We start from the raw sequence: 24,641 nt of genomic DNA, 5'->3' as shown, positions 1-24,641 counted from the left end.
ACCCACATTCAATTGCCGCGCTGCAAAGGAACTTTGCGAGTTCCGCCCGGTTACCATCGCGTGAGTGCCATGAGCGCAAAGAAGCACGCAACTGAGAAAGAGAGCGGCATCGCCAAGTTTTTCGGCGAATTCGCAAGTAAGACATCGCAGGCCGCCGGGCGCGCCTCGACCTTCGCACTTGCTGCCGCCGTCGTCGTCATCTGGGCGGTGACGGGCCCGTTGTTCGGGTTCTCCGACACATGGCAGCTCGTCATCAACACCGGCACGACGATCGTCACGTTCCTCATGGTCTTTCTGATCCAGAATTCTCAGAACCGCGACAGCGCGGCGATGCAGGTCAAACTCGACGAGCTGATCCGCGTCGGCGCCGCGCGAAACTCCCTCGTCGGCATCGAACATCTGACCGATGACGAACTGGAGGAACTGCGCACCAAGTGCGAGTCACGCGCGAAGGCGGAGAAAGCGGGCGAGGCCAGCGTCAAGGCGACCGGACGCAGGGCAAGGCGCGCGGCTGAAAAGGCGGCGGACTAGGTGGCGGAAAAGGCACCATCCGGCCGGTCGACCGGCGCAGCGGCCCGCAATATCGAGTCGATCCTACGTCTTGAAAAAGAAGAGGAGAAAAAGCTTCTTCTGCATCATCGCGCGCTCCATGCCGTCGGGCGTTTTGTCGGCACGCCGTTTTTCTTCGCCGTCCAGTGTCTTGGCGTCACCGCATGGATCTGGATCAATATGCGGGCGGAGCCCAGCTGGCGGTTCGACGAATACCCCTTCCCCCTGCTGTCCGGTGCCCTCGCGCTGGAAGCCGTGCTCCTGACTTCCTGCGTCCTCATCAGGCAAAATACTTCGGACCAAGCCTTCGAGCGGCGCAATCATCTTGAGCTGCAAATCAATCTGCTTGCGGAACGGGAGTCCACAGTCGCCCTCGCCATGCTGCAGCGCATTGCGGCGCACCTGAAATGCCCCTTGGAAAAAAACGCACAGAGCGAACAGCTCGCGGACGAGACGCAAATTGACGAAATCGCGGAAGATCTCAGGGCGCGCGAGGAATCCGAACAGAAAGCTTAAAATCCTCGGGCGGTGAGCTCCGGTCTGGGGCGTCTCCTTCGAGGAGTTCATCGGCCCGCACGTCGTCCGCTTGGCGTAGGGTTGCGTCTATCGGATCGGCGATTTCAGACGCTTCTGCAGGTCGGCTACGGAGGCCTTGTCGAAAGCCGTGATCGACCTTGCCGGCGTAAACGATCGTTGCCCTTGCGACGGCCAATATAAATGCCATCCTACTTGGTTCCATCCAGGGCGAAGCCGGCGAGCGACCGAGACACCATTATGAATGCCAGTGATTGGGCTCAGATGGCGCGTTCCGATGCCGACGGCCAAGGGGGCAACGGCGGCAACCCGAGCACCTCGCGGACGGGACGCGCCTCGAGACGGGGCGGTCGGCTCCGTTTGATTGCCTCAACCGAGCGATCCGTCGCAGTTGAGCTTTCCGCCGCCTAAGCGCAGAATTTCTGCTTCCGTCGGCCACTCAATGATGGCAACTTGAAACGCCGCGGGTGCTACACTGCGGTGCTACACCGTCCACTTCCGGCACATTGAGAAACATCTGATTTTGAAGGATTTTTCCGCCTGAAGACGTGGTGGCGGAGAGAGTGGGACTCTCATCCGCAAAGCGCCGTATGCGCGAAAACAAGCCGAAAAACAAGGATTCCCGAAAAGCCCGGAATGCAGGGACGCCCATGCTGCCGGTTACGCAATACACAAAAAGCGCGGCCCGGCCATTCGATCAGTAAATTGCTACACAATCAAATCGTGAGTCGCATGGTGATTGGCGTGCCATGAGTGATCGTGGTGCGCATCTGAAATATCAATCCCGTCAGCATCCTGGACAGGCTCCGGCCCCTCGCGTGCAACAGCATGCTGACCCTCTCCATAGGCTTTTCCATTTCCGTGGCTCAGTTGCTGAAGGTCATACAGGTCTGAAGACGTATTGTCGGCGCCACTCTTAAAATGAAAGGAATCGCCAAGTTCGGTGCCAACCGCTGATTTGGCCTGATCTGCGTTGTCGGAAGAAGTCCCGCCCTTTCCTGCAGTTTTAATCTTCAATGCCGAATGCGCGTCGTTGGCCGAATTTTCGGACGCCGTTGGTATATCCTGCTGCGGTTTGCCAGTGTCTAAATCACCCGCCTGTGGATGCTGTGCGAGTTGCTTGCCGGCCGCGGAGCCGTCTTGAAAAGTCTGCAAATCGCCGTGCACCTGTCCGCGATTCGAATCTTCTCCCGGGGCCTCATGCGTGGCGTGCCCCTTGCCGGCTCCGGAGCCGTTGTCGGACTCATGCAGGGCCTTCTGCGATTGACCGTGATTTGAACCGTCTCCCGAGGCCTCATGCTTGGTGTGCCCCTTGCCGGCTCCGGAGCCGTTGTCGGACTCATGCAGGGCCTTCTGCGATTGACCGTGATTTAAACCGTCTCCCGCGGCCTCATGCTTGGCGTGCCCCTTGGCGACTCCGTAGCCGTTGTCGGACTCATGCAGGGCCTTCTGCGATTGACCGTGATTTAAACCGTCTCCCGCGGCCTCATGCTTGGCGTGCCCCTTGGCGGCTCCGGAGCTGTGGTCCGACTCATGTAGGGTCTTCTGCAATTGACGGTGATTGAAATCGTCTCCCGCGGCCTCACGCTTAGCGGCTTCGGCGCTGTTGTCGGAAGCGCGCAAATCGGATTGCGATTGACGCTGATTTGACCCGTTATCCCAGCCTGTCTGCGTTAAGTCACGCTGCGAGGCTTCGTTCGCGGCCGCCGCAACAACATCAACGGTCCCGGAACCTCGGAGAATAGGAATTTCTCGGTCAGAACCGCCATCCTCTGCATGGACGTTGCCGACATAAAGCTCGCTGCCGTCTGTGGCGATTGTACCGCCTTGAGCGAACTCGAATGCGAACGCCCCATCGTACACGGCCGTGCCGCCGAAATTTGCGAAGCCGGGAAGTGCGGATGCCAGTCTGTTGGCGTCGCTTGCGGTAGATGAAGTGACGATGTCATCGCCGAAATCAAACGCCTGCACGGCGTGGTTGGCACCATCGAGCTCGTAGATCAAGGCGGCGAAAGCTGCAACCATGAAGATGCTGTAGCCGCTCGAACCCGGCCTCGGCGCGTTGAGTGCTGCCTGCGCAAATAGGCTCGCGGTAATCTCGGCCACGGGGTCGACGAGTTTGCCGGTCGGCGATGATGTCCCAGTTGCGGTGCCGGCGCGGTCCTTGCTCGCGCCTCTGGCCGGGGTGCCACCTGATACTGCTTCCTTGCAACTGATTTTGATGGTGACGACCTCCGCGCAGCCATTTGCGGCCATGACCGTGAAACTTTCGGCTGCGGCGTGACCGTGCGAATCGTCCAACGCTGCCAGGATAGCAGCTGCCAGGATACTCATCGCGCCATAACGGCGCGACAGTGCCAGCGCGGCGAGCTCCGCCCGGCTATTGATTCCGAGCTTCTGTCGCGCGTGGTCGATGTGAATCCTAACGATCTCCAAGGAGACACCGAACACCCGAGCAATTTCACTGTCCGACAAACCTTCGGCGACGAGATCCATGATCGTCCGCTCGTTGACGGTCAGAACCGCCAGAACATTATTGCCGAACGAGGCGATTCCCTTAGCTTCGTTACCGATCCTCGCCAGGTCTGACCCCGGTTTTTCCAGCCTCAGGGACTGCACCAACGCTTCTGGTTTGGCGTTCATCGAAATCGCGCCGCAAGCACCGGTCGCCAGTGCCCTGGCAAGATCGCCGCAGGTGACAGTAGCAGTGAAGAACACCAGCCGGGAGGAAAGGCCTTCGTCGTCCACGATGGCGAGGATGTCGGAGGCGGTTACATCGGTGAACCCATCCTCCAGTAACACCACATCGGGCGTCAAGCTGCGAATGGCCGCAAGGCAACTAGCTCCATCAAGACTGCACGCTACCACTTCGAAATCGGGCTGCGCTTCGAGTAGCGCTGCAAAACCCTGCAGAACAATGGGACGTCGATCTGCTATTACGAGTCGAATGCGACGCATGGGCTTCCTTCGCTCGGCCTCGCAACTGAACATGAGAGCGGCGATTTAACTCCGCTCGCCGGATTACGTTCCTAATTGTCATAATGGGGTTCGTGCGGACGCTTCTAACGATTAGTTCGTCGGGATAGCTCCATATGGCTCGCGCTCTTGCCGTCCGTCAGGGGTCGTACCGCTCCAAGTGAGCAGGGGTGCTGCAACTTGAAGGTGATTGACGGTTAATGCCGCTTTTACAATCGAGGAGGTGAAGCACTGCTCTTTAAGAGCCATTATCCCGTAGAATGCCCTTCTGGCCGGCCTTAAAACTATCAAAGAATTCGATTTTCAAGCACAACGAATGATGGCATTTGGTGAGCATAGTTGGCTCCGATGTCGGCCGAAAAACAGGATTCCAGTCGACGACTCTTCACCGGTGCAAATCGATCTCGACTGCAATCCGGACGAGGTCGGAGTGATTTTTAGCGCCGAGCTTCGACTTCAGCATGGAGGTCGCATTGGCAACGGTTTTATAGGAGATGCCGAGTTCGGACGCGACTTCTGAGATGCGGTCGCCACGACCCAAAAGCCTCAGGATCTCGAGTTCGCGTGGGCTCATCTGCGTCAAAGGACTGGCCTTGATCGCCGCGCCCGCGAACGTCGTCGCTTCCGCCAGACGCGGTGAGACGAAGCGCTCCCCGGCTGCAACCTTCCGGATGGCCTTGGCCAGAAGCCGGGGATCATCGCTCTTGGAGACATATCCCTGAATGCCCATCTCCACAGCGCGCACCACGAACGCCGGATCCTCACTCACGCTGAGGATGACTATTTTGGCGGTCGGATCATCCCCGCGGATTTGGCGGGTCAACTCGAAGCCGGTAAGGTCGGGAAGCCACACGTCAACCACGGTGACGTCGGGATGCTTCTGCAAGTACGCACGGTGGCCCTCCTTTGCATCGGAAGCCTCCAGGATCTCGACGGAAGGGTCCGATGTGAACAAGGCCCGGCAGCCGGTCACGACAACGGGATGGTCGTCGACGATTAGTACCCGCATTTCGATCTGGTCCTCATTTGCACGTGCTCGCTTCCTCCAGTTGTGGAGAAAGTCGCGAGCACTTTAATGGTTCAAATATCTGAGCGGGACGTGGAGCGAACCGGCAAAAGGAGCACATGTGCTGTCCTTTCACTTGACCAGCGCTCTCTCGATAACGCGTGCTTCGGCTTCCGTCTCCGCGACCAAATCTCGGTAGCGTGCCTGGTAATCACTCGCCATCCGGACGGCCGTGAAGCGTCCCTCGAACCGGGCGCGGACTGCCCTTCTGTCGAGTTGCGGCAGTTCACGGACGGCTCGGATGGCGTCTTCCTCGCCATCGACGATGAAGCCGGTGACGCCGTCCTCGATCACTTCCGGCACGGAGCCGGAGCGGTAAGCGATCACAGGCGTCCCGCACGCCATGGCCTCGATCATCACCAGACCGAACGGCTCGGGCCAGTCGATGGGAAACAGCAAGGCCGCGGCGCCGGCGAGGAAAGGCTGCTTCTTCGCATCGTCGACCTCGCCGACCAAAACTACCTTTTCGTCATCGATGTGGGGCTGCAGCTGCTTCTTGAAGTAGGCGGTCTCGGCCCTTGGAATCTTGGCGGCGATGCGCAGCGGCATTCCGACGGCTTCGGCGATACGGATGGCATCCTCCGGCCCCTTCTCCGCGGTGAGGCGGCCCAGGAACGCCAAGTAGGATCCTCTGTCGTAGGAAGGGCGAAACATGCTCGACGGCAGGCCATGATGGATTGTCGCGATCCATTTCGCCTCCGGAAGCTGCCGGCGCTGGTTGTCGGAAATCGAGACGAATCCCGAATCGGAAAACTCGCGAACGACGTCGGGCAACCCCGGAAGATCCAGCCGCCCATGCACGGTCGTGAGAAACGGCACGTTCGACCGCCTGAGCAACGGCAGCGGCAGCCAATCCACGTGGGAGTGGATGACGTCGAACTCGGTAGCGCGTTTCGCGATGGCTTCGAGAAGAAGGGAGCAGGCCGCGTTGGGGTCGGCGCCTTTGCGACCGAGGCGCAGCGCCCGCGGCCATACCGAATGGAGCTTTCCCTTGGTCCGGGAGTCGCCGCTGGCGAACAGCGTGACCTCGTGGCCGAGATCGACTAGCTCATCCACCAGCCAGGCGACCACGCGTTCGGTGCCGCCGTAAAGCTTCGGGGGCACGCTTTCGGCGAGAGGAGCCAGCTGGGCGATGCGCATACCCTCTACCCGGCCTCTCCGAAGACGGCGCGCATGGCCCAGACAACAACACCCGATACGAGATACGATACGGCGAGCAGGGTCCATGCGGGACGCGCGCTACGGGCGACGATCCGCTTCGCCCATCTCGCCAGCGGCCTCAGCATTCCTGTTCGGGAAGCCGCGCGAGGTAGGCAAGGCCGAAGCTTGCGAGCTCTTCGACCTCCTCTTCGCGTGCTTCGCATCTCCCTTGGAGATGGCGCTCGAGCAGACACCGACGGCTGTCCGCGTCATCGACACCGCCGTGGGTCGCGCCAAAAATGGACCATGCAGTTTCTACCGCCGTCCGCAAGGCCACGGTGTCGACCATTCTCAGGCTCCGAAAGCGGAAATGTCAGTCCTTGGCAACTCGCCGAACCACGAAATGTTTCCACTTTTTCCCGATCGAATCGCTTAGCTCGGTTCGCACGGCCTGAGTGCGTTCATGCGATGCGAGCAAAAGTCCCATCGGAACTCCGATCCAGGCGAACGCAGGCGCGTCACCCGACAGGACGCGCCGCGCAAACCGATCGTAGAAAAGGTGAACGCCGTCAACGTCTGCAGCCGCTGCGCGACGTTGCGCAGGAACTATCCGCCTTGAGGAACGCGATCTCGCCGGCGACGGCCTTTTCAGGCGCTTAGCAAGGCGAATGGCGGAGAGAGTGGGACTCCCTCGCCCAATGCTGCGATTGCGCTAAAATCGTCGAAAAACAAGGGTCCGTGAAATGCCCGGTCGAAGTTTGCGACCACCGCCGTGTACCACCGATTCGGTCCATTCGGCCGTCAATCTCGGCCGATTTCGAGGCTTCTCGGGATGGGCTTGTCCTCGCAAATTTCGATTCCGATGACCAAGCCGGATACATCATTCGCTTCGAACAACAGGTCGGTACCGAAGGGCGCATGAATCGCACCGATCGAGATTTGGAGACCGGCAACGGCCTTTCCCGATCCGAAGTGACGGGCCTCATAGAACTCCCGATAGGTCGGCAAGTAGGTTTTCGGCACGACGCCAAGTACCCGCCCGCGGTGGATTGCGACAGCACAGTTGTAAGTTCGAAAGCCCTGCCGAAGCGGCGCGCCCACAATCAAGACCGACATGATCCCAGTCGAAGCCTCTACCACCTTGGCCAGGCCACGCTCAACCGCATCAAGAAGGGCATCCTGCAGCAACAGATCTTCCATTGCGTATCCCGAAAGGCATAGCTCGGGGAATGCCGCTACAGCGACCGATTTCTCGTGACACGCCCTCGCCGCATCTACTATCGCTGCTGCATTTGCACTCGGATCTGCCACACTGGACACGATCGTGCAGGCCGCAACGCGCACGAAGCCGTGGCTGTAGATCGAATAAAAGTTCATTACTGGCCCATCACGGAAAGCATTTGCCACCTGATTGGTAATTCTATGCCGGACCGATCCATCTCACTGTTCACGCCAAAGCTCAGATACCTGCGCCTGCGTCATCAGTTCAACCTGTTCAGAAAAGCGATTGCGGTAGAGCGTCATAAGGGCATCGTGGCCTTCATCGAAGGAGCTACAGAGAGCATCTTCGACCACAATTGTGCGAAAGCCCAGGTCCACCGCGTCAAGCACCGTGGCCAGCACGCACACGTCGGTCTCCCGGTGACAATGAGTGTATCGACGCTTTTATCCCGGAGAAACGCCGTCAGACCGGATTCCGCGAACGCGGAATAGGCCGGCTTATCTATGACTATTGCCGGGGGTATCAGGCGGGACAGCGCGGGAACGACATCAAGCTGCGCGCCGGGCAAACGACATCGTGTCGCACACTCCCATCTCGTAAAATATCGCTGCCATCGTCCCGGCCTGTCCTGTGCGTGCAGAGGCGTCACAAATCTGGTGAACACGGTGCGATGAGGATTAAGCTCCGCTACTGCGACAATCGCCGGAAGCACCCGCTCCATCCACGGAGTGGCCCAGATGCCGCCGGGTGCGAATAAGTTGTGCATGTCGATGGATAGATGGACGGCATTCGAAATCGGTTCGAGTGATTGCGGCAATGCCATATCGTTACGCCCTCGATGACGTGACCTTCAGGCCGACCTTTCTCCTTCAAGATTTCGCCTCGGTGGATGCAAGGTCCGAGGATGACGGTCGTGAAGGAGGCGCGCCAGTTCCTCCCGTTCGGCGTCCTGGCCCTTCATGGCCGTCTCGAAAAGGGCTTCCTGGATCTCGCGGGGCATGTCGCCCCAAACATCCATGGCCGCTCGTCCCAGCAAGTTTGCGAACCGTTCTTGTCTGTCCATCACAGCCCTCCAAAATACAACTGTTCATAAAGGAACTGGGAACGGGCCTCGACGTTCCATTGCTATCATTTCAGAAGGAGGCCCGAATGGGATTTTTTACCAAGGACATCAAAACTATGGATGATTTGCTGCTCCATGGCCTACAGGACATCTATTACGCCGAGCAACAGATCATCAAATCGCTGCCCAAGATGATCGAGAAAGCTACCAACCGGGACTTGGTCGCCGGGCTGAAAGGCCATCTCGAAGAAACCAATAAGCAGGTCGAGCGGCTGCAGAAGGCCTTCGAAAAGCTCGGCAAGGAGCCTAGCGGAACCAAGTGTCCGGCTATCGACGGCATCATCAAGGAGGCCGACGAGACAGCCGGCGAGATCGAAGACAAGACCGTGCTGGACGCGGGCATCGTGGCGAACGCGCAGGCGGTTGAGCACTACGAAATCTGTCGTTACGGGACGCTGATCGCTTGGGCTGAAGAACTCGGCCACGACGAAATCGTGCGCTTTCTGACGACGAACCTAAACGAGGAGAAGGCGGCGAATACCAAGCTAAATACGGTTGCGCTGCGTAAAGGCGTCAATGCGAAAGCTTCGACCGCGGCCTGATGCCAAATGATTCACCGGCGCCTTCGGTGACTTGGATATCATGGTGCCGGTGGTTTCGGCGCCGACGAGGTTGTTACAGCGCGCCCGAAGGTGTTCGGTGACATCTCCAGAATCGTCGGAGATCGTGGCCTACTGAAATGCGAGGCATCCGGCATTCAACGGGTTGGAAGTCAGCTGACTGAGCCGTAATCCCACCAGTGCATTCTGCAGGATTCCATCTTTAGAACGAGCGTCTTCGCGGCATCGCGGAGCCACTCGTTTCCCGGGCCTCGCGCCGGGCAAATCTCAGCTTCCGCCGAACGAACCAAGCCGCCACCGAAAAGATCAGCCAGGACAGCGAGGCTGCAGCGAAGGCGCCGGCGACGCTGCGCTCCACCAGCCACCAGAACATTCCAGCGAAGGCGAGCATTCCAAGGGCCCCTAGGGCGGCGTCGAGCGCCGCGGCTTCCTGCCCGCGCCGTTCCCCGCTGAGACCCGCTTCGCGCTTGCGCCGAATTTCGTGCTTTTCGATGAGCGTCGCGCTCGCGCAGAAGATCGCTGGCAAAGCCAGGAGGAGCCCTCCGACCGAGGCGCCGTAGCGACTACTGATAATGCCCGTGAAGACCGTCGCGGCTCCTCCGAGTGCAAAGCGGATCACATATTCGTACCAGCGTCCTTCCCGCAGCGATGATGGAGAAATGCGGATCCGGGTCGTCATGCCCGTCCTCCCGCAAAGGACCAAAAGCCGAAAGCAACGACAAGCCACACCACGATCGACGCCATCGTCGCCGGCAGCGCGCGCATGCGTGCCCTGATCAACAGGTGGCATACGACGACGCTGTAGATGGCCAGTGCAATCGCGCCAGCCATCATCGAGAGACTCTGAGAGGCCGCATAGGACGCGCCGTGCTGGTAGATCGCGATGCCGAGGGTCGCCAGCGCCACCGAGGGCGCGGCACCGAACAGGCCGGCGAAGCTCTTAGGTTTCAAAATGTCGCCGAGCATCGCGAAGGCCGACACCACGATTCCGCCGGCCAGAAAGCGGACGAGGTACTCAGTCATTTCTGCTTCTTCCAGAGCTTCGCCAGCGGACCACTCTTGCCGTATACGGGATCCTTCCGAGGCACCGGCACCTTCGGGATTGTCTTCAAAGCGCGCTGGCGATCCTGAACTGTCGTACAATCGTCGTAGGTTCCGGCCGACGGATAGGCACCGACGACGAGGAAGTCCTCATCTGCAGACAGACACTGATGACCGGTCCCGGCCGGCAGGATCGCGACGTCCCCCGCCTTGAACGTGAGGATTCGGCCCTTGTTGCCGCCGAAGCGCACGCGACCTTTGCCGCGCGCGATGCCGAGCACCTCATGAATCTTGGAATGGTAGTGGACGTAGTCGTAGATCCCATCGCGCCAAGTGTCACCCCAGCCGTTGGCCTCGAACAAGTCCTCCATTACGGCGGCCGGATCGTGACCATCACCGAGATCGACAGCGCTCCGGTAGGTAATCACCGGCCAGCGTGGATGATTTGGGACAAGGCCGTCATCCTTGAAGCGGGCGGTGTGGGGCTTCCTAGGCCGCGTAAGATCCGAAGCTTCCTTCTTGCCCGGTCGGCGCAGACCGGTTGCCCGCTGCATGTACTCCTTCATGTCCTCAAGAATGGGCATGTTCGTCCTCCATCGATGATCGCAGCGGATAGCCCGTCCAGAAGCGCAACAGCCGTTCCATGACGGCGCCGAGCGCGAAGCCCGCGACCACGTCGCTGGCCCAATGCGCCAGCACGACGATCCGCGTCAACGAAAGACCGACCGCCAAAGTCCGAATCGCCCGCCTCGGCAGAGGCGGTAGGGTGCCCGCCGCGGAAGCCAGCGCGCCCATGTGGAGGGCGTGACCGGACGGGAATGCATCGTCCCGCTTGCCGGAGAAGGAGACGCCGTGCATATGGCCCAGCACGGTCTTACGGTCGGGGCGGGTCTGGTCGAAGATCGACTTCATGGCATGGGGGATCAGCGAGGCCGTCACTGCGACGAGGAGCGCGTGATTGCCAGCTCGCTGCAGTTGCTTCGACCTGCCGCGGGTTGCGACCCACCCGAGGGCAGCCAGAAGCAGGAGTATCTTCTCGTCCGCGCCCCAGGTGAGCCCCCGCGAGATCACCTCGGCGCGGTGGTTGGTGTTACGTGCCACGGTCCGCGCTATCAGCGCGTCGGGCTTCGTAGGTCTGACTTTGACTAGAGCCATCGCTTCGTCCGGGCGGCGTATGGAGTAAGCCGCAGAACCTCGTTCAAACGGTTTGCCACCGTTAACTCCCGAGCGGGTTCCAAGTTCACCTTCCCAGCATGGAACCAATTGGACACTCCCACCGATGCGAACAACTGAAAAGGCGTTGGGCGGCTGCAGGCTTGGTGACCGAGGGCGCGGACCGGGGGCGCGACGCGACCTCGCCGGCGGAGGGATGGAAAGACATTCTGTGGCGGGTCTACCAACATCGGCGAGGCCTATGCACGGGCGGTTGACAGCCTCGCGGCCCTGGCTGAGTTGTTAGAAATGAGGAGCGCCCCACCGAACCTCTCGGTGTTGGCAAAGGCGATCGCGGAGATCATCACCAAGCTTGACAGGACCGGTACACATGCCAAATCGAGTCGCAAGCGCTAGGCTCTTCGAGCCGAGTTATTCTTTCGTGGTCCCCATACCCGCGGTATTTGCCGAATTCATGGTGTCAGCAAACATATTTCGGAAAGCGGCGGATACCGCGCCTCCGCCGCTCGCGCCGTGCATCAGCGCGATTTCTCCTTGCTGCTCATGACGGATGGCATGCGCCATGATCCGAAGCCGCGGGTCGCTCCCATCGCGGAGCTGAGCATCTGCCATCGCGACCGCTCCCTTGTGATGCCTGGTCATGAGCTCGAGGTACACGACGTCGAAAGAGGCTGCTTCTGTTGATCCAAGTTTCGCGACCTCCATCGCGTCGAGCACACCGGGCATCGACGCGCGTTCCTGCGCCGAGCAGACCTGCATCGACTCAACGAACCAACTGGCCCACCAGTGCGAGAGAATCTTAGCCTCCCCCCTTTGGCTCGCCACCATAAGCTTCGAGAGGGCGCGGATATGGGGGTCACCGGCCTTCTCCGCGGCAATCTCGGCCAGCAGAATCCCCTGCTCGTGATGGGTCACCATATGCCGAATGAAGGTCTGGTCGATGGTCGGATCCCCACCGATCCACGGCAATTCGCGATCATGGGCGGCGAACAGCGCAGCAGTCCCAAGCAGTAGGATTCCAGCAATTGAGCCTAAGGTCCACAACCGAAGGAATGTCCCTCCTTGGAATAGCTGACCTTCAGAAGGCGAGCGACGAAGCCAGGCGAACAGCGGATACATGGATGCCGACGAGAGATGGACCAGGAAACCGATCCAGTACGGCTGCTGCAACGTGAAGATCGGCTGCCAAAACGAAAACAAGGGGACCAGCAGGAACCACTCGAGTGATGAGGTCAGGATGGCCCAAGGCACAGCAGCTACGGCGAGCCAGGCAGGACTCCGATTGGCGGTCCATTTTCCGAGAACTCCGAAGATGACCAGCGCCCAAGAGAAGTCGGCCCAATGGTGAAAGGCGATGCCGACCGCGATACCGCCTAGCGATGGCTCGGCAGTCAAGGCCAAGTCACGTGCCGGGATGGCGGCGACCGACATCCAGTCGACAAGCGCATCGCGTCCAATTCTTGCGGCGGACAATTGACTGACAACCGTGGAGAATGTGCTGCTGATGAGCCCGAGATAAGCCGCAGCAATCCATCGCCGGGCGGCTCCGAGGCCCGATACATTGCTTCCTAATATCAACGGCTATCCAAGTCCTGACCGATCGATGTCACTTCTTTGCGGTGCCGGGTTCAGCCATTTTCCGGTGCTGACTGGCCAGAACGCTGGCAGGCGTTACATTCGCGGCCGCGGATTGAACCTTGTTCTTTAAACCGCTCACCACGTCGCCCTCGCCCTTCATCATGGCGTCGAAACCGTTGTTCGCGACCTCCGCTGGATCATCCTTTTCGGCTGGCCCGACCGCAGTATCCATCATCTCCGCACGGCGGGCCACCCGTTAAGCGCACCAGCGCGTGTCCTGACACCCTTGCGTAGTGAAACAGTGAGCCAGGACAGATCACAAATGAGCACGATCCATGGGACTACTGAGCTGCGACGGGTAACCGCACAGCTACAACGGAAAAGTCGAGGTGCACCGTTTCTTTGTTGAACGCGGTCTTGTATGAAAAGCCTCAGCTAGAAAGAGACGAAAAGCCAACCTAATGATCGTCACTTTATAAATCGCCTGAACAGCGGCTTACTCGAATAAATGTCCGCTGTGGGTCAATCGCGCCGGTTTGTCCGCGTACCGATGAGTTCCGGTCTACCCCTATAAACAGACATCGTTACCGTGCATCGGGATGTCTCAAATGTGCCAACAACGGACTCATGCACTGCCAGCAAACGCACATGGTTATTCGACGGGCGGCGTAAAACATGCTAGTTTCTAAAGCTCGGAGCTTTCCAAGATCGGGAGCGACGTATGCTAGGGCGCCGTTTTGCGTTGCTTGCGGTTGCTGGGGCCGCGATCTGGTCGGTTGCGGCGGAAGCGCAATCCTATCCAGCGCGGCCCATCACCATCGTGGTGCCCTACTCGGCCGGTGGCGTGTTCGACACGATAACCCGTATCATCGGAGAGCGCATGGGCGAGGTGCTCGGCCAATCAATGATCGTGGAGAACGTGACTGGCGCAGGGGGCATCATCGGCGTCCAACGCGCGATCAACGCCAAGCCGGACGGCTATACAGTTCTGCTCGGGACCGTCGGCACCCACGCTTACAATCAATCGATATACCGAAAGCGCCGCTATGATGCAGTGAGCGACTTCACCCCCGTCACGCTTTTCTCTGACCAGCCGATGGTGCTGGAAGGCCGCAAGGATCTACCCGCTGAAAACCTTGCGGAATTTACCGCGCTGCTGAAACAGAACGGCACGAAGGTGCAATACGGCTCGGCAGGTGTTGGATCGACCACGCATCTTGCTTGCGCGCTGCTCAACGCGAGGATCGGCGTCGACGTGCCCCACGTTCCCTATCGGGGTGGCGGGCCTGCCGCGAACGACCTGATCGGCGGCCACATCGATTATATGTGCGGCAACATAGGTACCGTTGTGGCGCGCGCCGCCGCAAAGCAGTCGAAGCCCCTCGCGCTGTTGTCGCGCGAGCGAACGCCGCTGATGCCTGAGCTTGCGACCGCGCACGAGCAGGGTATCACGGACTACGATGTCGTGACTTGGACGGCTTTCTTCCTGCCGAAAGGCGCGCCGAAGGACATTGTGGCCAAGCTGAACGAGGCAACCCATGTCGCAATGGATACGCCTGCAATTAAGACACGGTTTAACGCCATCGGCGTGGTCGGCGTTGCACCTGAGCGGCGCGGGCCCGAATACCTTGCCAAATATGTGGTTGAGGAGATCGCGCGCTGGGAAGGTCCCATCAAGGCTGCTGGTTTGCAGGCAGACTGATGCTGGCTTCTGTGTGTCTGCGCACACACGGAATGGCAGCTCTGGGTCATTTTCGGAAGTCGACCGACGAAGTCGGGGGGGCCGTCTGCCCCCGTGAACGGACATGATCGCTCCCGCTGCGCACGTCCGAAAAGTGCCGTGAGCCGACATGCTCAGCGCGGTAGGACCCAGACGATTGCGGCAGCAACAACTGCTGGAGTGACATACAAAAACGCACATGTTCGGCAGCTTTGGGTCATTTTCAGACGTGGACGCGCGAAGTTGCGAGGTCGGCTTTACCCTCAAGAACAGACGTCGCCAGCCGGGCAGGTCCAAAAAGTGCCATGAACAGACATCGAGCAAGCGCTATTCTTTGGCTCTTCCGTATGGTGGAATGGCAACTTGAACCAAGGTTAAGGCTGGTTCAAACGGGTGATTGGGAGTGCCTTGCCAATGACAGAGCAACAAATTCGCTTCGATGACGGGGCCAGCTATGAACGGATGATGGGAGTTTGGAGCAGGCTCGCGGGCGATGTTTTTCTTGACTGGCTGAAGCCCCACTCAGGATTGAGATGGATCGATGTCGGTTGTGGAAACGGGGCGTTCACAGAACTGATAGTCCACGGTTTCGCTCCGACCGAGGTCCACGGAATTGATCCGTCAGAAGCACAGCTAGACTTTGCTCGCGCGCGCCCCGGTACACGAATAGCCAAATTTCAATTGGGCGACGCAATGTCGCTTCCCTTCCCCGATAGCAATTTTGATGTGGCAGTCATGGCGCTGGTGATTTTCTTCGTTCCTGATCCAGCTAAAGGCGTCGCCGAGATGGCCCGGGTGGTTCAACCAGGCGGTGAAATAGCAGCCTACGTGTGGGATGTTATGGGCGGCAGAGCTACTGCCACACCGATCCTGTCGGAGATGGTCGCAATGGGCTACGCGCCTCCGCGCCAGCCAAGCATCGAAGCTTCGCGGATCGAAGCACTTCGAGAATTGTGGACAAACGCAGGGCTCGTTGCGATCGAAACAAGAGAGATAGAAGTGCAACGTACCTTCGATGACTTCGACGATTTCTGGACGACTACCTTGCTAATCCCGACGCTCCGCCCGACGTTTGCGGCAATGCCGCCCAAGGACGCGGAACTCCTTAAGACTCGCGTGCGTGGGCGTCTTCCGGCGGATGCGGCTGGCCGTATCACCTACGGAGCCTGTGCGAATGCTGTAAAGGGGCGTATGCCAGCGTGACTGTCCATCATGGATATCAAAGGTGGTCCTGGGAGCCCCCAACCACCTCCGCTCTGCCCGGCCCATCTAGTCCGTTTCGTGCGAACAGCGGAAGCTGCCATCATTGAGTTAGCGCCCGCCGTCGGCACCCAGAAATGATCGCAGTTCTTCCAGAAAGCGCGTAAGTGCGGGTTCGCCTTCCAACATGATGTGGTTTCGGCTTTCAAGCGGAAAGAAACGAGCGCCCGGGATGCCTGCGGCCAGGCGCCTACCGGATTCGAAGGGTACTCTGGCGTCATGACGGGCATGCATGACAAGGGTCGGCACCTTGACCTGTGATAGGAGCGAACTCACGTCCACTTCGCTATTTGCCAGAAAAGTACGCGCAGCGTCGGCGGGCGACGTCGAGATTCGTTGAAGCTCGTTGAACCAGTCGGCCTGTTCCTTATTAGCGCCCGGAATAAACTGCGAGGTGAACATTTGCCTAAATGCCGGATTTTCCTGACCCCATCCCAGGCGCATGAGGGTGAGCATCGCTTCTCCGGCTGCCTTCTCGGCCTCGGTCCTAGCGCGCTTCTTCCAGCCCACGGCAAAACCTCCGAGTAGAATTAGATGCGACACCCGTTCCGGATGTCGGACGGCGTAAGCGATCGAAATCGCGCAACCCTGCGATATACCGAGAAGCGCGAATCGATCGAGGCTCGCGGCATCTACAACCGCTTCGAGGTCTTCCACCAATCGTTCAAATGTGACGTCCAGGACCTCACGATCCGAGAGCCCGTTCCCACGGGCGTCGTATCGGAAGAAGGCGTGCTCACGAGACAATTCCTGGTAGAGATGCCGCCAGATCGGACTTTCAAGATCGAATTCGATGTGGGTCATCCAGTGGCCGGTTTTTACCAGCGGGTGACCCTGGCCCGTCCGGGCGTAGGCAAGTTGCACGCCGTCTCCGGTTTGGCAGTAATGAATCTCCTGTTCGAACCGAACGGTTGTCCTCGCCGTATCTTCCGCAGATGAGGGAATGGCTGCTTCCGGAATCGCCTCGATATCCTTGGCGGTAAGTCCGAATACGCCGACAGCACGCGCGATGTTCTTTACAGCCTGCTCGCCGAGATCGGCGAAAGCCATCGACAGTTTGTCCCTGATCTGGTCGTTTGCTGCCCGTGAAATACATAGACCGCCGGGTTCGCAAAGTGTTTCCAGACGAGCCGCGATATTGACGCCGTCGCCAAAAATATCGTCGCCATCAATGATGATGTCGCCGACGTTGATTCCGATTCGAAAGATGATTTGCTTTTCCGCGGGAATAGCGGCGTTACGTCGGACCATGCTGCGCTGAATCTTGACCGCGCAACCAACTGCATCGACCACGCTGGCGAATTCGACCAACATCCCATCGCCGGTAGTTTTCACGATGCGGCCGTGATGTTCTGAAATTCCGGAATCGACTAGTTCGCGACGGTGTGACTTGAGCGATGTGATTGTTCCTATCTCGTCAGCGCCCATCAAGCGGCTGTAGCCAACCACATCCGCAGCCAAAATCGCCGCAAGTCGGCGCTGCATGCTTTCCTCCGCCGTCGTGTCGAAGCGATACGTTTCACGCAATGCAACGGGAGCGCCCAAAAACTAACATTTTGCATCGTAGCCGCAAGTGAGGAATGGCAAACGATCGGGGGCAGACGCAGTCTCCCAACGTCCGCTTTGGGTGAACGCAACGGCCAATCCACGACGTGAGGCCATAGCACTTGATTTCCCGTGGCGACCGGCGACAATGGCATCGCGCCAGCATCCCGGTACCAAGCTCTCCATAAGACGGGGAAAACCCGCTCAGCGACGGCAGCACCACTGCGGCGCGGGAGGGTGCGATATGGCAGTATCGTTCAGTGCCTGCTCCGCGAAGAATTCGCGCTGTTTTTTGCCGAAATCAGTTGAAACACCAACAAATGATCGTCGAAACAATGGGTTGCGCGCGCGAGAGCGTGCGCACGCGTTCAACCACGGCGGCGGGATAGCCTGAAAGGAATCCAAGCCGGCATCAGACCGGCCAGGACGTCACCAGGGAGGAACGCATGACGACAGTAACCCGACGTAATGTCCTCAAGGCCGGTACCCCACTCTTGGGCGGGATGGCCGGCATCCTGGCCACTGACCGCGCGCCCGCCTTTGCACAGGGCACGACCCTCCAATGGCTGCGCTGGAATGACTTCGTGCCGGCTTCCGACGAGCTGTTGCGCAAGGAAGTGTTGCCTGCCGCCGAGAGGGCGCTGGGGATCAAGATCAATCTCGAGACCGTGAACGGCAACGACCTGCAGCCCCGCATCACCTCAGCGATCCAGTCGGGCGCAGGTCCCGACATCATCATGCTCCTTAACAACCACCCGCAGATTTATTCGGAGAGTGTCGTCGACCTTTCGGACATCGCAACCGGTGTAGGTCAGGCCGAAGGCGGCTACTACGTCTGTGCAAATCGAACTCGGCCGACGGCCAGAAATGGATCGCCGTGCCATGGACGATCGTCGGCGCCATGATCGCCTACCGAAAATCGTGGTTCGACGAAGTCGGTTCCCCGAGCTTCCCCGACACATGGGAGAAGTACCGCGAGGTTGGCAAGAAGCTCAAAGTCATGGGCCGACCCATTGGCCAGACTCTTGGCCACACTTTCGGCGACGCGCCAACGTTCAGCTACCCCTACATGTGGTCGTGGGGCGGCTCCGAGATCGAGAAGGGACGGCAAGACTGTCAATATCAACAAGAAAGAGGTTATTATCTTTTGTAGGTTTTGATCCCACTCCTCATCAGTTTGCATTGCAGTCGGCCGCTTACCGAGCGAGGCGAAGTCCGCCAACAAATCTGTAAGCGGACCCGCCTCACCTTTCGCTAGTTTTCTAACGCTTGCGCAACCAATGCCTTGATCATGCGCCGGTAGTAGGGGCGAATTGCGCCCGGCGTTTGTGCCATGTACACGACTGCCAGCTGCTCCTTGGGATCAATCCAGAAGAACGTTCCACCAGCGCCAGCCCACATGTACTCGCCTTCAGTGCCTGGCACCGCTGCGAGGCCCGGCCCTTGTCGAACCATGAAGCCGAGGCCGAAAGTGTAACCGTCAACTCCCATCAACTGCACGCCGGGTGTTACCGGTGATGAGGGCCGATTACCCAAGTGATCGGAAGCCATCAGCTTGACGCTCGTTGGGCTCAGATACCTCCGACCATCGAGCGTGCCGCCGTTCAACATCATCTGGCAGAAGCGCAGATAGTCGGCAGCAGTCGATACTGCTCCACCCCCACCAGAGTCGTTTAAGGGATCGATTTTTACGTCGAGCATGACGTCGTTGGGTCCGCCCGTGAGCGGATTCTTCGGCAATGGCTCAGCTATACGGCTCGATTGTGGCTCAGGGACCTTAAAGCCCGTGTCGACCATATTGAGAGGCCGGAACAGGCGTTCATCGAGAAACACCGACAGGCGCTGGCCCGATATGGCCTCCACGACGCGTCCCAGCACATCGACGGCCATACTGTACTCCCATGTCGTGCCTGGCTCGTGCACCAATGGTGCCTTCGCAATGCCGGCAACGAACTGCTCCGGCGTGATCATGCGGGATTCCGCCGTGACCGTGGGCTGGAAGAGTTTCGCTTCCGCATACGCCGCTTTCAGCTCCGGGACATTTGAAAACTCTCCATAAGCAAATCCTGCGGTATGTCTGAAGAGATCTTGGATCGTAATCTGATGCTTGGCAGTCTCCCGCGTGGTCTTGCCGTCCTTGTCGGTAACGAGCACCTCCATCTTGGCAAGCTGCGGCAGGAACTTGGCCACCGGATCAGTGAGTTGCATCTTGCCTTCTTCGACCAGCATCATTGCAGCAACTGACGCCAGCGGTTTGGTCATCGAATAGATGCGGAAGATCACTTCCTTGTTCATTGGCTTACCGGCTGCCTTGTCCTGAAAGCCGATTGCTTCGGAATAAATCAACTGGCCTCGTCGGGCGATCATAACAACGGCCCCTGGCATGCGATCGGCGTCGATCTCCTGTTGCAGTACTGTCCGAATGCGGGAGAGCCGGTCCGGCGAGACATCGACGGTCTCGGGCTTTGCGGTCGACAGTACCTCCGCAAAGGTGGGGCCAGCGAGGATCAAGGTCGTCGTGACAAGCAGAAGTCTCAGCGCAGCTTTCATGCTTTCCTCCCTTGTTTGTCTTTTCTTGTCCACTAGGCGCGGGTAGGCGGCGATGATGTTCTATCGATTGTTGGCTGACAAGGCAGGCGACGGGCGATTTTTATCCGATCTTCGCCAGTACAGCCGTTCCAGATCCTTGCGTGAGCTGATGGGTCAGGCCTGATGCCGCAGTGCTCGTTGGAACGAGTCACCCGATCGGCCGTTTGACTCTCAACCTCGTTCTCGACCGGTTGGATTTTCAGATGGATCATTTCGTCGATCGGCGCAGCAAGTCACTTTGGATGGACGTCGCGGTAGCCCCGCGCGCCACATCGCTTCAGGGCGACAAGGAATGCGATGTCGTCATCATCGGCGCAGGTATTGCCGGTATTTCTACGGCCTATGAACTTGCCATCGAAGGCTCGCATGTCGTCGTGCTGGATCGGGGCAAGATCGCGGGCGGCATCACGGCTCGCACCAGCGCGCATCTGGCGCCGCTATGCGACGATCTGACGTCGGCGATGATCAGCCTCCGCGGCGAGGAAATGTCCCGCCGGTTCTACGAGAGTCAGGCGGCAGCGGTAGATCGCATCGAGGAAATCCAGAAGCGGGAAGCCATCGAGTGCGATTTTCGGCGCCTCGACGGTTATCTGTTTCAGGCGCTCAACACCGACTCGAAGATCATCGAGGACGAACTGGATGCGGTCCGCCAGGTCGGCGCACTCGTTCACCGGCTGGTCGGCGTGCCCCTCGCCCATTGCGACCAGCAGCACGTGTTGCGCTATCCGCGCCAGGGCACGTTTCATCCGCTCAAATATCTCAAAGGTCTTGTCGCAACCGTCGAGGCAAAGGCCGGCAGCTTCCATAGCGACACGGTCGTCGAGCGGATCGAGGAGCGCGACGACGGCAAGGTCGTCGTCACGGCTGGCGGCGGAAAGATAACCGCCCGGGCTGCGGTCGTGGCCACCAATGCTCCGATCGTCGATCGATTTGCCCTGCACACCAAAATGGCCCCCTATCGCACCTACGCGATGGCCTTTTCGATCCCTAAAGGAGCCATTCCGGACGCCCTGTACTGGGACACGCTCGACCCGTACCACTATGTGCGGCTGCAGCCCGGCGATGGTCGAACCGACTTTCTCATCGTCGGCGGCGGCGACCACAAGAGCGGCGAAGCCGACGACGCCGAAGTCCGCTTTCAGGCGCTCGAAGCCTGGACGCGCAATCTCGTTCCAGCCGCAAAAGACGTCACCCACCGGTGGTCGGGACAGGTGCTCGACACCATCGACTACGCCGGCTTCATCGGCAGGAATCCGGGAAGCACCAATATCTACGTGCACACCGGAGATTCCGGCCAGGGCATGACCCACGGCGTGGCGGGCGCCATGATCAATTCGGCGCTGATCCTCGGACGAGAGGCCAGATGGGCCGACGTTTATGAGCCGTCGCGCAAGACGCCCGCCGGGATAAGCAATTTTCTGAAAGAGAACATGACCGCCGTGAAGAACTTTGCCGAGTATCTCGCGCCGGGCGAGCTCGCTGACGTCAGCGAGCTGAAAGCCGGGCACGGCGCCATCATCCGGCAAGGCATCAGCAAGATTGCTGCCTATCGTGATCCTTCCGGCAAGCTGTATGCGCGCTCTGCCGCCTGCACGCATGTGGGCTGCCACCTGCACTGGAACTCGTTCGAGACGTGCTGGGATTGCCCCTGCCACGGATCTCACTTTGCCATCGATGGAACAGCGCTCAATGCACCTGCCATCGGCTCTCTGGCCGGGGCGGAACATCAAAACGCGCTTCGAAGAATATGCCGGCAAGGATCAAGACGGCGAACGGGAGACTTCACTCCATTCGGAAACCTGAAATCGCCTCAACCCGATCACCGCACACACCACCCGCGACGTTCGACGCACTCCGCGCGCTCCTGGAGAATCGCCATGCTGCATTATCCCCGTCCCCCCTTCCCGAGCCAGCCCCAGCCGATGCCCGGCAAGACTGCCGCTATGAACCCCGCGCCCGATCACGGCGAAACCTCGTACAAGGGCAGCGGTCGCCTCAACGGCAAGAAGGCCGTCATCACCGGTGGCGATAGCGGAATCGGCCGCGCGGTTGCCATCGCCTATGCCAGGGAGGGTGCAGACGTTCTGATCTCCTATCTTGACGAACACGAGGACGCCCGGGAGACCGAGCGGCTGGTGAAAGAAAGCGGCAGAAAAGCCGTTCTGCTGCCCGGCGACATCCAGGACCCGGGCCAATGCCGCGCAGTCATTGCGAAGGCCGTATCGGAGCTGGGCGGGATCGATATCCTCGTCAACAACGCAGCCCATCAGGCCAGCTTTAAATCAATCGACGAGATCAGCGACGAGGAATGGGAACTGACGTTCAAGGTGAACATCCACGCGATGTTCTACCTCACCAAGGCGGCGGTCAGTCACATGAAGCCGGGTAGCTGCATTATCAACACCGCCTCGATCAATTCGGATGCACCCAACCCGACGCTGCTGGCCTATGCAACGACCAAGGGCGCCATTCATAATTTTACGGCAGGTCTGGCACAGATGCTGGCCGAAAAAGGCATCCGCGCCAACGCGGTCGCCCCGGGCCCGATCTGGACGCCGCTCATTCCGTCGACCCTGCCCGAGGATTCCGTAAAAAATTTCGGCAAACAGGTCCCGATGAAACGCCCCGGTCAGCCAGTCGAGCTGGCCACGGCGTACGTCATGCTTGCGGATCCGCTGTCGAGCTACGTCTCAGGCGCAACCATCGCCGTCACCGGCGGCAAGCCGTTCCTCTGACTGGACGCATGATGGGGACGCGTGCGCCCTCGTTCATTAAGCCGAGGTACTTATCGATCGTACAGTGACGATCAATGGAGACAACTTGGATGTCGACCGGCACAGCAAGCCTAAGCCCGCGGTTGTCTCAAAGCGCTCGTTGGAGATACCTGGCTGTCCGGCTTTGAGTGGTGGACGCAACCCGCTCAGACGGCCCTGAGGCCACTATCCTTCCGCCTTCATCGCCTGCTCCCGGCCCAACATCGATGATCCAGTCGCTGTTGCCGCGATTCCCATGTCGTGCTCAACAACGATGACGGTGTTTCCGGATTCGACAAGACCGTGGAGTTGTTTCAACAGCTCGCCACACCGATCCGTATCAGGTATCCAAAATCATCGCGGACTACGTCGATTCGGCTGTCGCCCACACCGCAATTCAAACTGGTTTACCGGAGGACGACGCCATTGCCGCTGCCAGCGCCCGGGTGCTCCAACATCTGAGGATCGTGATTGAAAATGCACTTCGAGGGGATCCGCCCGAGGATATCGCATCTGTTTTGGCTCAAGCAATTAAAAATCCGCCGGCGTGAACCGGCGGGCTGTAGCTCGGCCGGCCCCCGGCGCTATTTTGAAACGCCGGCCTCTCGCCGGAGCCGAACGTATCCGCGTAAAGCGCAATTTCCGCGCGCTATATTGGCCTATAGTCTTGAGAAGGTTGCTGAGGGGTAGAGCATAGTGTAGCCCCGGCTAGGGGGCTTCTATGAGCATCCTTCGCGAAATCCAGGCGGCGATTCTTCAGGAAAATCCGGACCTGGGCACGATATTATTGAAGTTGCGATTCTTGGCGTCGCGACTCGGAAGTGAACCGCTTGAGGATTGGGTTAAGTACGAAGCGGAGGGATATCCACGGGACGCGGACGTTCCGGAATATCGAGTGGCAGGGCTGTCATACCGGGTAGCTGGTCCGGTCCTTTCGGTTCTGGCATCAATAACGCACCAATTCCGTCATACCTAATCGAAAAACACGCGAGCAAGCACTGGACCCAATATAAGGTCAGGGAAAGCATCGCCAGCGTTCAGGAGATGGCCGCCAGCGGAAAGACGCTGGGGATCAACGCGTCAGACCTGATCCTCTTGCTGCAGGGCAAAGTTTACGAGGATTTGGCTTGCAATTCGATCACTGCCGAAATGTCGCCAGTCGCCCCGCGAGAGATCGTGCAGGCCGTCCGCGCTCGGATACTCGAACTGACCATTGAGCTTGAAAAGCGTGTGCCTGACGCTGTTAAGTTACGTTGCAGAAAGTGATCAACAGCAAGACGTCCGAGAGCGCGGCGACCGTCACGCAGATTTTCAATCAAACCGTCTACGGGAACGTCACCCATGTGACGGCAACTGATGGCGCTCAAGTGACGCTTGCGATCACGGCCGGCGACACTGTTTCGATGGTGGGTGAGCTTGCAAAGGCGGGATTGCCGGACGACGCAGCCAAGGAAATCACCGACATTGTCGCGTCGGAGAAACCGCAGAACGCGGATAAGCCACTTGGGCCTAAAGCGCTGGAGTGGATCAAAAAGAACGCGCCGAAGGCTGCGTCTGGGGCTTGGAAGATTGGCTCCGCAGTAGCGACCGATTTGCTCAAAGAGGCGGCGTTGAAATACTACGGACTAAAGTAAGGACCGCGCTCGACCTCGCTTGTTCCCAGGCGTGGCCGCAAGCGCGCCAATGCCTGCGGCTGTTTATTGCCTGAGCGTTACTGTCCTCGTTTTCGGAAATTAAAACGGCCCTGGCGCACTTGTCACGCCAGAGCCGCCAACCCCAGGTAGGGAGGTTTTCTTCCGGCTGGAGCGTTTG

Annotated in this window: 23 protein-coding genes and 5 pseudogenes; 12 read left to right on the top strand and 16 right to left on the bottom strand. The window is 59.3% G+C overall.

Going from position 1 to position 24,641, the window contains the following annotated elements:
- Positions 1-69 precede the first annotated feature (69 nt).
- Together ACVWVY_RS18240 and ACVWVY_RS18235 are read left to right on the top strand one after the other, a co-directional pair.
- Entirely contained in the window at positions 70-531 is a 462-nt protein-coding gene (locus ACVWVY_RS18240) for a low affinity iron permease family protein (protein ID WP_456632241.1), read from the top strand.
- The gene (locus tag ACVWVY_RS18235; RefSeq protein WP_456627668.1) at positions 532-1,065 is read left to right on the top strand and encodes a DUF1003 domain-containing protein; all 534 of its coding nucleotides are present in this window, start codon (positions 532-534) and stop codon (positions 1,063-1,065) included.
- Positions 1,066-1,791: 726 nt separating this feature from the next.
- Here ACVWVY_RS18235 and ACVWVY_RS18230 read toward each other — a convergent pair.
- The 7 genes and pseudogenes from ACVWVY_RS18230 to ACVWVY_RS18200 form a co-directional block, all read right to left on the bottom strand.
- Positions 1,792-4,041: a LuxR C-terminal-related transcriptional regulator gene (locus ACVWVY_RS18230; protein ID WP_456627667.1), complete on the bottom strand. Its 2,250-nt coding sequence runs from the start codon at positions 4,039-4,041 to the stop codon at positions 1,792-1,794.
- Between the two features lie 403 nt (positions 4,042-4,444).
- Positions 4,445-5,068 carry a response regulator transcription factor gene (locus tag ACVWVY_RS18225; protein WP_456627666.1) on the bottom strand — a complete coding sequence of 208 codons (624 nt, stop codon included), beginning with the start codon at positions 5,066-5,068 and terminating at the stop codon, positions 4,445-4,447.
- A gap of 129 nt (positions 5,069-5,197) precedes the next feature.
- The gene (locus ACVWVY_RS18220; protein WP_456627665.1) at positions 5,198-6,265 is read right to left on the bottom strand and encodes a glycosyltransferase family 4 protein; all 1,068 of its coding nucleotides are present in this window, start codon (positions 6,263-6,265) and stop codon (positions 5,198-5,200) included.
- Positions 6,266-6,404: 139 nt separating this feature from the next.
- On the bottom strand, positions 6,405-6,614 hold the full coding sequence (locus ACVWVY_RS18215; RefSeq protein WP_456627664.1) for a hypothetical protein: 210 nt from the start codon (positions 6,612-6,614) through the stop codon (positions 6,405-6,407).
- Positions 6,615-7,093: 479 nt separating this feature from the next.
- Positions 7,094-7,642: pseudogene (locus ACVWVY_RS18210) on the bottom strand (nitrilase-related carbon-nitrogen hydrolase); the annotation flags it as partial.
- A gap of 63 nt (positions 7,643-7,705) precedes the next feature.
- Positions 7,706-8,310 (bottom strand): annotated as a pseudogene (locus ACVWVY_RS18205) (cysteine hydrolase family protein).
- A gap of 27 nt (positions 8,311-8,337) precedes the next feature.
- Positions 8,338-8,550: a hypothetical protein gene (locus ACVWVY_RS18200; RefSeq protein ID WP_456627663.1), complete on the bottom strand. Its 213-nt coding sequence runs from the start codon at positions 8,548-8,550 to the stop codon at positions 8,338-8,340.
- Between the two features lie 86 nt (positions 8,551-8,636).
- Here ACVWVY_RS18200 and ACVWVY_RS18195 point away from each other — a divergent pair, with 86 nt between their 5' ends.
- On the top strand, positions 8,637-9,152 hold the full coding sequence (locus ACVWVY_RS18195; RefSeq protein WP_456627662.1) for a YciE/YciF ferroxidase family protein: 516 nt from the start codon (positions 8,637-8,639) through the stop codon (positions 9,150-9,152).
- A gap of 220 nt (positions 9,153-9,372) precedes the next feature.
- On the opposite strand, the gene ACVWVY_RS18190 is transcribed toward ACVWVY_RS18195, so the two are convergent.
- The 6 genes and pseudogenes from ACVWVY_RS18190 to ACVWVY_RS18165 all read right to left on the bottom strand — a co-directional run.
- A complete protein-coding gene (locus ACVWVY_RS18190; RefSeq protein WP_456627661.1) occupies positions 9,373-9,849 on the bottom strand; it encodes a hypothetical protein in 477 nt (158 codons plus the stop codon).
- Positions 9,846-10,193, bottom strand: coding sequence for a DUF3147 family protein (locus ACVWVY_RS18185; RefSeq protein ID WP_456627660.1), 348 nt, complete (start codon positions 10,191-10,193; stop codon positions 9,846-9,848). The genes ACVWVY_RS18190 and ACVWVY_RS18185 overlap by 4 nt, the downstream gene beginning before the upstream one ends.
- A complete protein-coding gene (locus ACVWVY_RS18180; RefSeq protein ID WP_456627659.1) occupies positions 10,190-10,795 on the bottom strand; it encodes a cupin domain-containing protein in 606 nt (201 codons plus the stop codon). The genes ACVWVY_RS18185 and ACVWVY_RS18180 overlap by 4 nt, the downstream gene beginning before the upstream one ends.
- On the bottom strand, positions 10,782-11,366 hold the full coding sequence (locus ACVWVY_RS18175) for a phosphatase PAP2 family protein (protein ID WP_456627658.1): 585 nt from the start codon (positions 11,364-11,366) through the stop codon (positions 10,782-10,784). The genes ACVWVY_RS18180 and ACVWVY_RS18175 overlap by 14 nt, the downstream gene beginning before the upstream one ends.
- A 429-nt stretch (positions 11,367-11,795) precedes the next feature.
- Positions 11,796-12,962, bottom strand: a complete 1,167-nt coding sequence (locus ACVWVY_RS18170) for a DUF305 domain-containing protein (RefSeq protein ID WP_456627657.1) — start codon at positions 12,960-12,962, stop codon at positions 11,796-11,798.
- Between the two features lie 28 nt (positions 12,963-12,990).
- A pseudogene (locus tag ACVWVY_RS18165) lies at positions 12,991-13,209 on the bottom strand (SDR family NAD(P)-dependent oxidoreductase); the annotation flags it as partial.
- A 474-nt stretch (positions 13,210-13,683) separates the two neighbouring features.
- Here ACVWVY_RS18165 and ACVWVY_RS18160 point away from each other — a divergent pair.
- Positions 13,684-14,664 (top strand): Bug family tripartite tricarboxylate transporter substrate binding protein, encoded by a 981-nt coding sequence (locus ACVWVY_RS18160; RefSeq protein ID WP_456627656.1) that lies wholly within the window; start codon positions 13,684-13,686, stop codon positions 14,662-14,664.
- Positions 14,665-15,096: 432 nt separating this feature from the next.
- The gene (locus ACVWVY_RS18155; protein ID WP_456627655.1) at positions 15,097-15,885 is read left to right on the top strand and encodes a class I SAM-dependent methyltransferase; all 789 of its coding nucleotides are present in this window, start codon (positions 15,097-15,099) and stop codon (positions 15,883-15,885) included.
- A gap of 108 nt (positions 15,886-15,993) precedes the next feature.
- Here ACVWVY_RS18155 and ACVWVY_RS18150 read toward each other — a convergent pair whose 3' ends face one another.
- On the bottom strand, positions 15,994-17,427 hold the full coding sequence (locus tag ACVWVY_RS18150; RefSeq protein ID WP_456627654.1) for an alpha/beta fold hydrolase: 1,434 nt from the start codon (positions 17,425-17,427) through the stop codon (positions 15,994-15,996).
- A 506-nt stretch (positions 17,428-17,933) separates the two neighbouring features.
- On the opposite strand from ACVWVY_RS18150, the gene ACVWVY_RS18145 reads away from it, so the two are divergent.
- Together ACVWVY_RS18145 and ACVWVY_RS18140 are read left to right on the top strand one after the other, a co-directional pair.
- Positions 17,934-18,392 carry an extracellular solute-binding protein gene (locus ACVWVY_RS18145; RefSeq protein ID WP_456627653.1) on the top strand — a complete coding sequence of 153 codons (459 nt, stop codon included), beginning with the start codon at positions 17,934-17,936 and terminating at the stop codon, positions 18,390-18,392.
- Positions 18,389-18,640, top strand: a complete 252-nt coding sequence (locus tag ACVWVY_RS18140; RefSeq protein WP_456627652.1) for a hypothetical protein — start codon at positions 18,389-18,391, stop codon at positions 18,638-18,640. The genes ACVWVY_RS18145 and ACVWVY_RS18140 overlap by 4 nt, the downstream gene beginning before the upstream one ends.
- Positions 18,641-18,741: 101 nt before the next feature.
- Here the strand turns inward: ACVWVY_RS18140 and ACVWVY_RS18135 are convergent, their stop codons facing one another.
- Positions 18,742-20,037: a serine hydrolase domain-containing protein gene (locus ACVWVY_RS18135; RefSeq protein ID WP_456627651.1), complete on the bottom strand. Its 1,296-nt coding sequence runs from the start codon at positions 20,035-20,037 to the stop codon at positions 18,742-18,744.
- A gap of 242 nt (positions 20,038-20,279) precedes the next feature.
- Here ACVWVY_RS18135 and ACVWVY_RS18130 point away from each other — a divergent pair.
- Together ACVWVY_RS18130 and ACVWVY_RS18125 are read left to right on the top strand one after the other, a co-directional pair.
- Positions 20,280-21,728, top strand: a pseudogene (locus ACVWVY_RS18130) (FAD-dependent oxidoreductase); the annotation flags it as partial.
- A 225-nt stretch (positions 21,729-21,953) separates the two neighbouring features.
- Positions 21,954-22,811: an SDR family oxidoreductase gene (locus tag ACVWVY_RS18125; RefSeq protein WP_456632240.1), complete on the top strand. Its 858-nt coding sequence runs from the start codon at positions 21,954-21,956 to the stop codon at positions 22,809-22,811.
- A gap of 127 nt (positions 22,812-22,938) precedes the next feature.
- Here the strand turns inward: ACVWVY_RS18125 and ACVWVY_RS18120 are convergent.
- Positions 22,939-23,150, bottom strand: a pseudogene (locus ACVWVY_RS18120) (hypothetical protein); the annotation flags it as partial.
- A gap of 400 nt (positions 23,151-23,550) precedes the next feature.
- On the opposite strand from ACVWVY_RS18120, the gene ACVWVY_RS18115 reads away from it, so the two are divergent.
- Genes ACVWVY_RS18115 through ACVWVY_RS18105 form a run of 3 tightly spaced genes read left to right on the top strand, consistent with a single transcriptional unit; the run spans position 23,551 to position 24,463 of the window.
- Complete coding sequence (locus ACVWVY_RS18115; protein WP_456627650.1) at positions 23,551-23,805, top strand: AbiTii domain-containing protein; 255 nt, start codon at positions 23,551-23,553, stop codon at positions 23,803-23,805.
- On the top strand, positions 23,691-24,095 hold the full coding sequence (locus ACVWVY_RS18110) for an AbiTii domain-containing protein (protein ID WP_456632239.1): 405 nt from the start codon (positions 23,691-23,693) through the stop codon (positions 24,093-24,095). Before ACVWVY_RS18115 ends, ACVWVY_RS18110 begins: the two co-directional genes overlap by 115 nt.
- On the top strand, positions 24,083-24,463 hold the full coding sequence (locus ACVWVY_RS18105) for a hypothetical protein (RefSeq protein WP_456627649.1): 381 nt from the start codon (positions 24,083-24,085) through the stop codon (positions 24,461-24,463). The genes ACVWVY_RS18110 and ACVWVY_RS18105 overlap by 13 nt, the downstream gene beginning before the upstream one ends.
- Positions 24,464-24,641 lie beyond the last annotated feature (178 nt).

The sequence above is a fragment of the Bradyrhizobium sp. URHC0002 genome, from assembly GCF_054059515.1.
Note: the sequence above shows the minus strand (reverse complement) of the source record. Positions and strands in the feature narration are given on the sequence as shown.

Bases quoted from the DNA above. Each gene is read 5' to 3' on its own strand.
- ACVWVY_RS18240 (WP_456632241.1), top strand. From the start codon at position 70: ATGAGCGCAAAGAAGCACGCAACTGAGAAAGAGAGCGGCATCGCCAAG.
- ACVWVY_RS18230 (WP_456627667.1), bottom strand. From the start codon at position 4,041: ATGCGTCGCATTCGACTCGTAATAGCAGATCGACGTCCCATTGTTCTG.
- ACVWVY_RS18225 (WP_456627666.1), bottom strand. From the start codon at position 5,068: ATGCGGGTACTAATCGTCGACGACCATCCCGTTGTCGTGACCGGCTGC.
- ACVWVY_RS18220 (WP_456627665.1), bottom strand. From the start codon at position 6,265: ATGCGCATCGCCCAGCTGGCTCCTCTCGCCGAAAGCGTGCCCCCGAAG.
- ACVWVY_RS18215 (WP_456627664.1), bottom strand. From the start codon at position 6,614: ATGGTCGACACCGTGGCCTTGCGGACGGCGGTAGAAACTGCATGGTCC.
- ACVWVY_RS18200 (WP_456627663.1), bottom strand. From the start codon at position 8,550: ATGGACAGACAAGAACGGTTCGCAAACTTGCTGGGACGAGCGGCCATG.
- ACVWVY_RS18195 (WP_456627662.1), top strand. From the start codon at position 8,637: ATGGGATTTTTTACCAAGGACATCAAAACTATGGATGATTTGCTGCTC.
- ACVWVY_RS18190 (WP_456627661.1), bottom strand. From the start codon at position 9,849: ATGACGACCCGGATCCGCATTTCTCCATCATCGCTGCGGGAAGGACGC.
- ACVWVY_RS18185 (WP_456627660.1), bottom strand. From the start codon at position 10,193: ATGACTGAGTACCTCGTCCGCTTTCTGGCCGGCGGAATCGTGGTGTCG.
- ACVWVY_RS18180 (WP_456627659.1), bottom strand. From the start codon at position 10,795: ATGCCCATTCTTGAGGACATGAAGGAGTACATGCAGCGGGCAACCGGT.
- ACVWVY_RS18175 (WP_456627658.1), bottom strand. From the start codon at position 11,366: ATGGCTCTAGTCAAAGTCAGACCTACGAAGCCCGACGCGCTGATAGCG.
- ACVWVY_RS18160 (WP_456627656.1), top strand. From the start codon at position 13,684: ATGCTAGGGCGCCGTTTTGCGTTGCTTGCGGTTGCTGGGGCCGCGATC.
- ACVWVY_RS18155 (WP_456627655.1), top strand. From the start codon at position 15,097: ATGACAGAGCAACAAATTCGCTTCGATGACGGGGCCAGCTATGAACGG.
- ACVWVY_RS18150 (WP_456627654.1), bottom strand. From the start codon at position 17,427: ATGCAGCGCCGACTTGCGGCGATTTTGGCTGCGGATGTGGTTGGCTAC.
- ACVWVY_RS18145 (WP_456627653.1), top strand. From the start codon at position 17,934: ATGACGACAGTAACCCGACGTAATGTCCTCAAGGCCGGTACCCCACTC.
- ACVWVY_RS18140 (WP_456627652.1), top strand. From the start codon at position 18,389: ATGATCGCCTACCGAAAATCGTGGTTCGACGAAGTCGGTTCCCCGAGC.
- ACVWVY_RS18135 (WP_456627651.1), bottom strand. From the start codon at position 20,037: ATGAAAGCTGCGCTGAGACTTCTGCTTGTCACGACGACCTTGATCCTC.
- ACVWVY_RS18125 (WP_456632240.1), top strand. From the start codon at position 21,954: ATGCTGCATTATCCCCGTCCCCCCTTCCCGAGCCAGCCCCAGCCGATG.
- ACVWVY_RS18115 (WP_456627650.1), top strand. From the start codon at position 23,551: ATGAGCATCCTTCGCGAAATCCAGGCGGCGATTCTTCAGGAAAATCCG.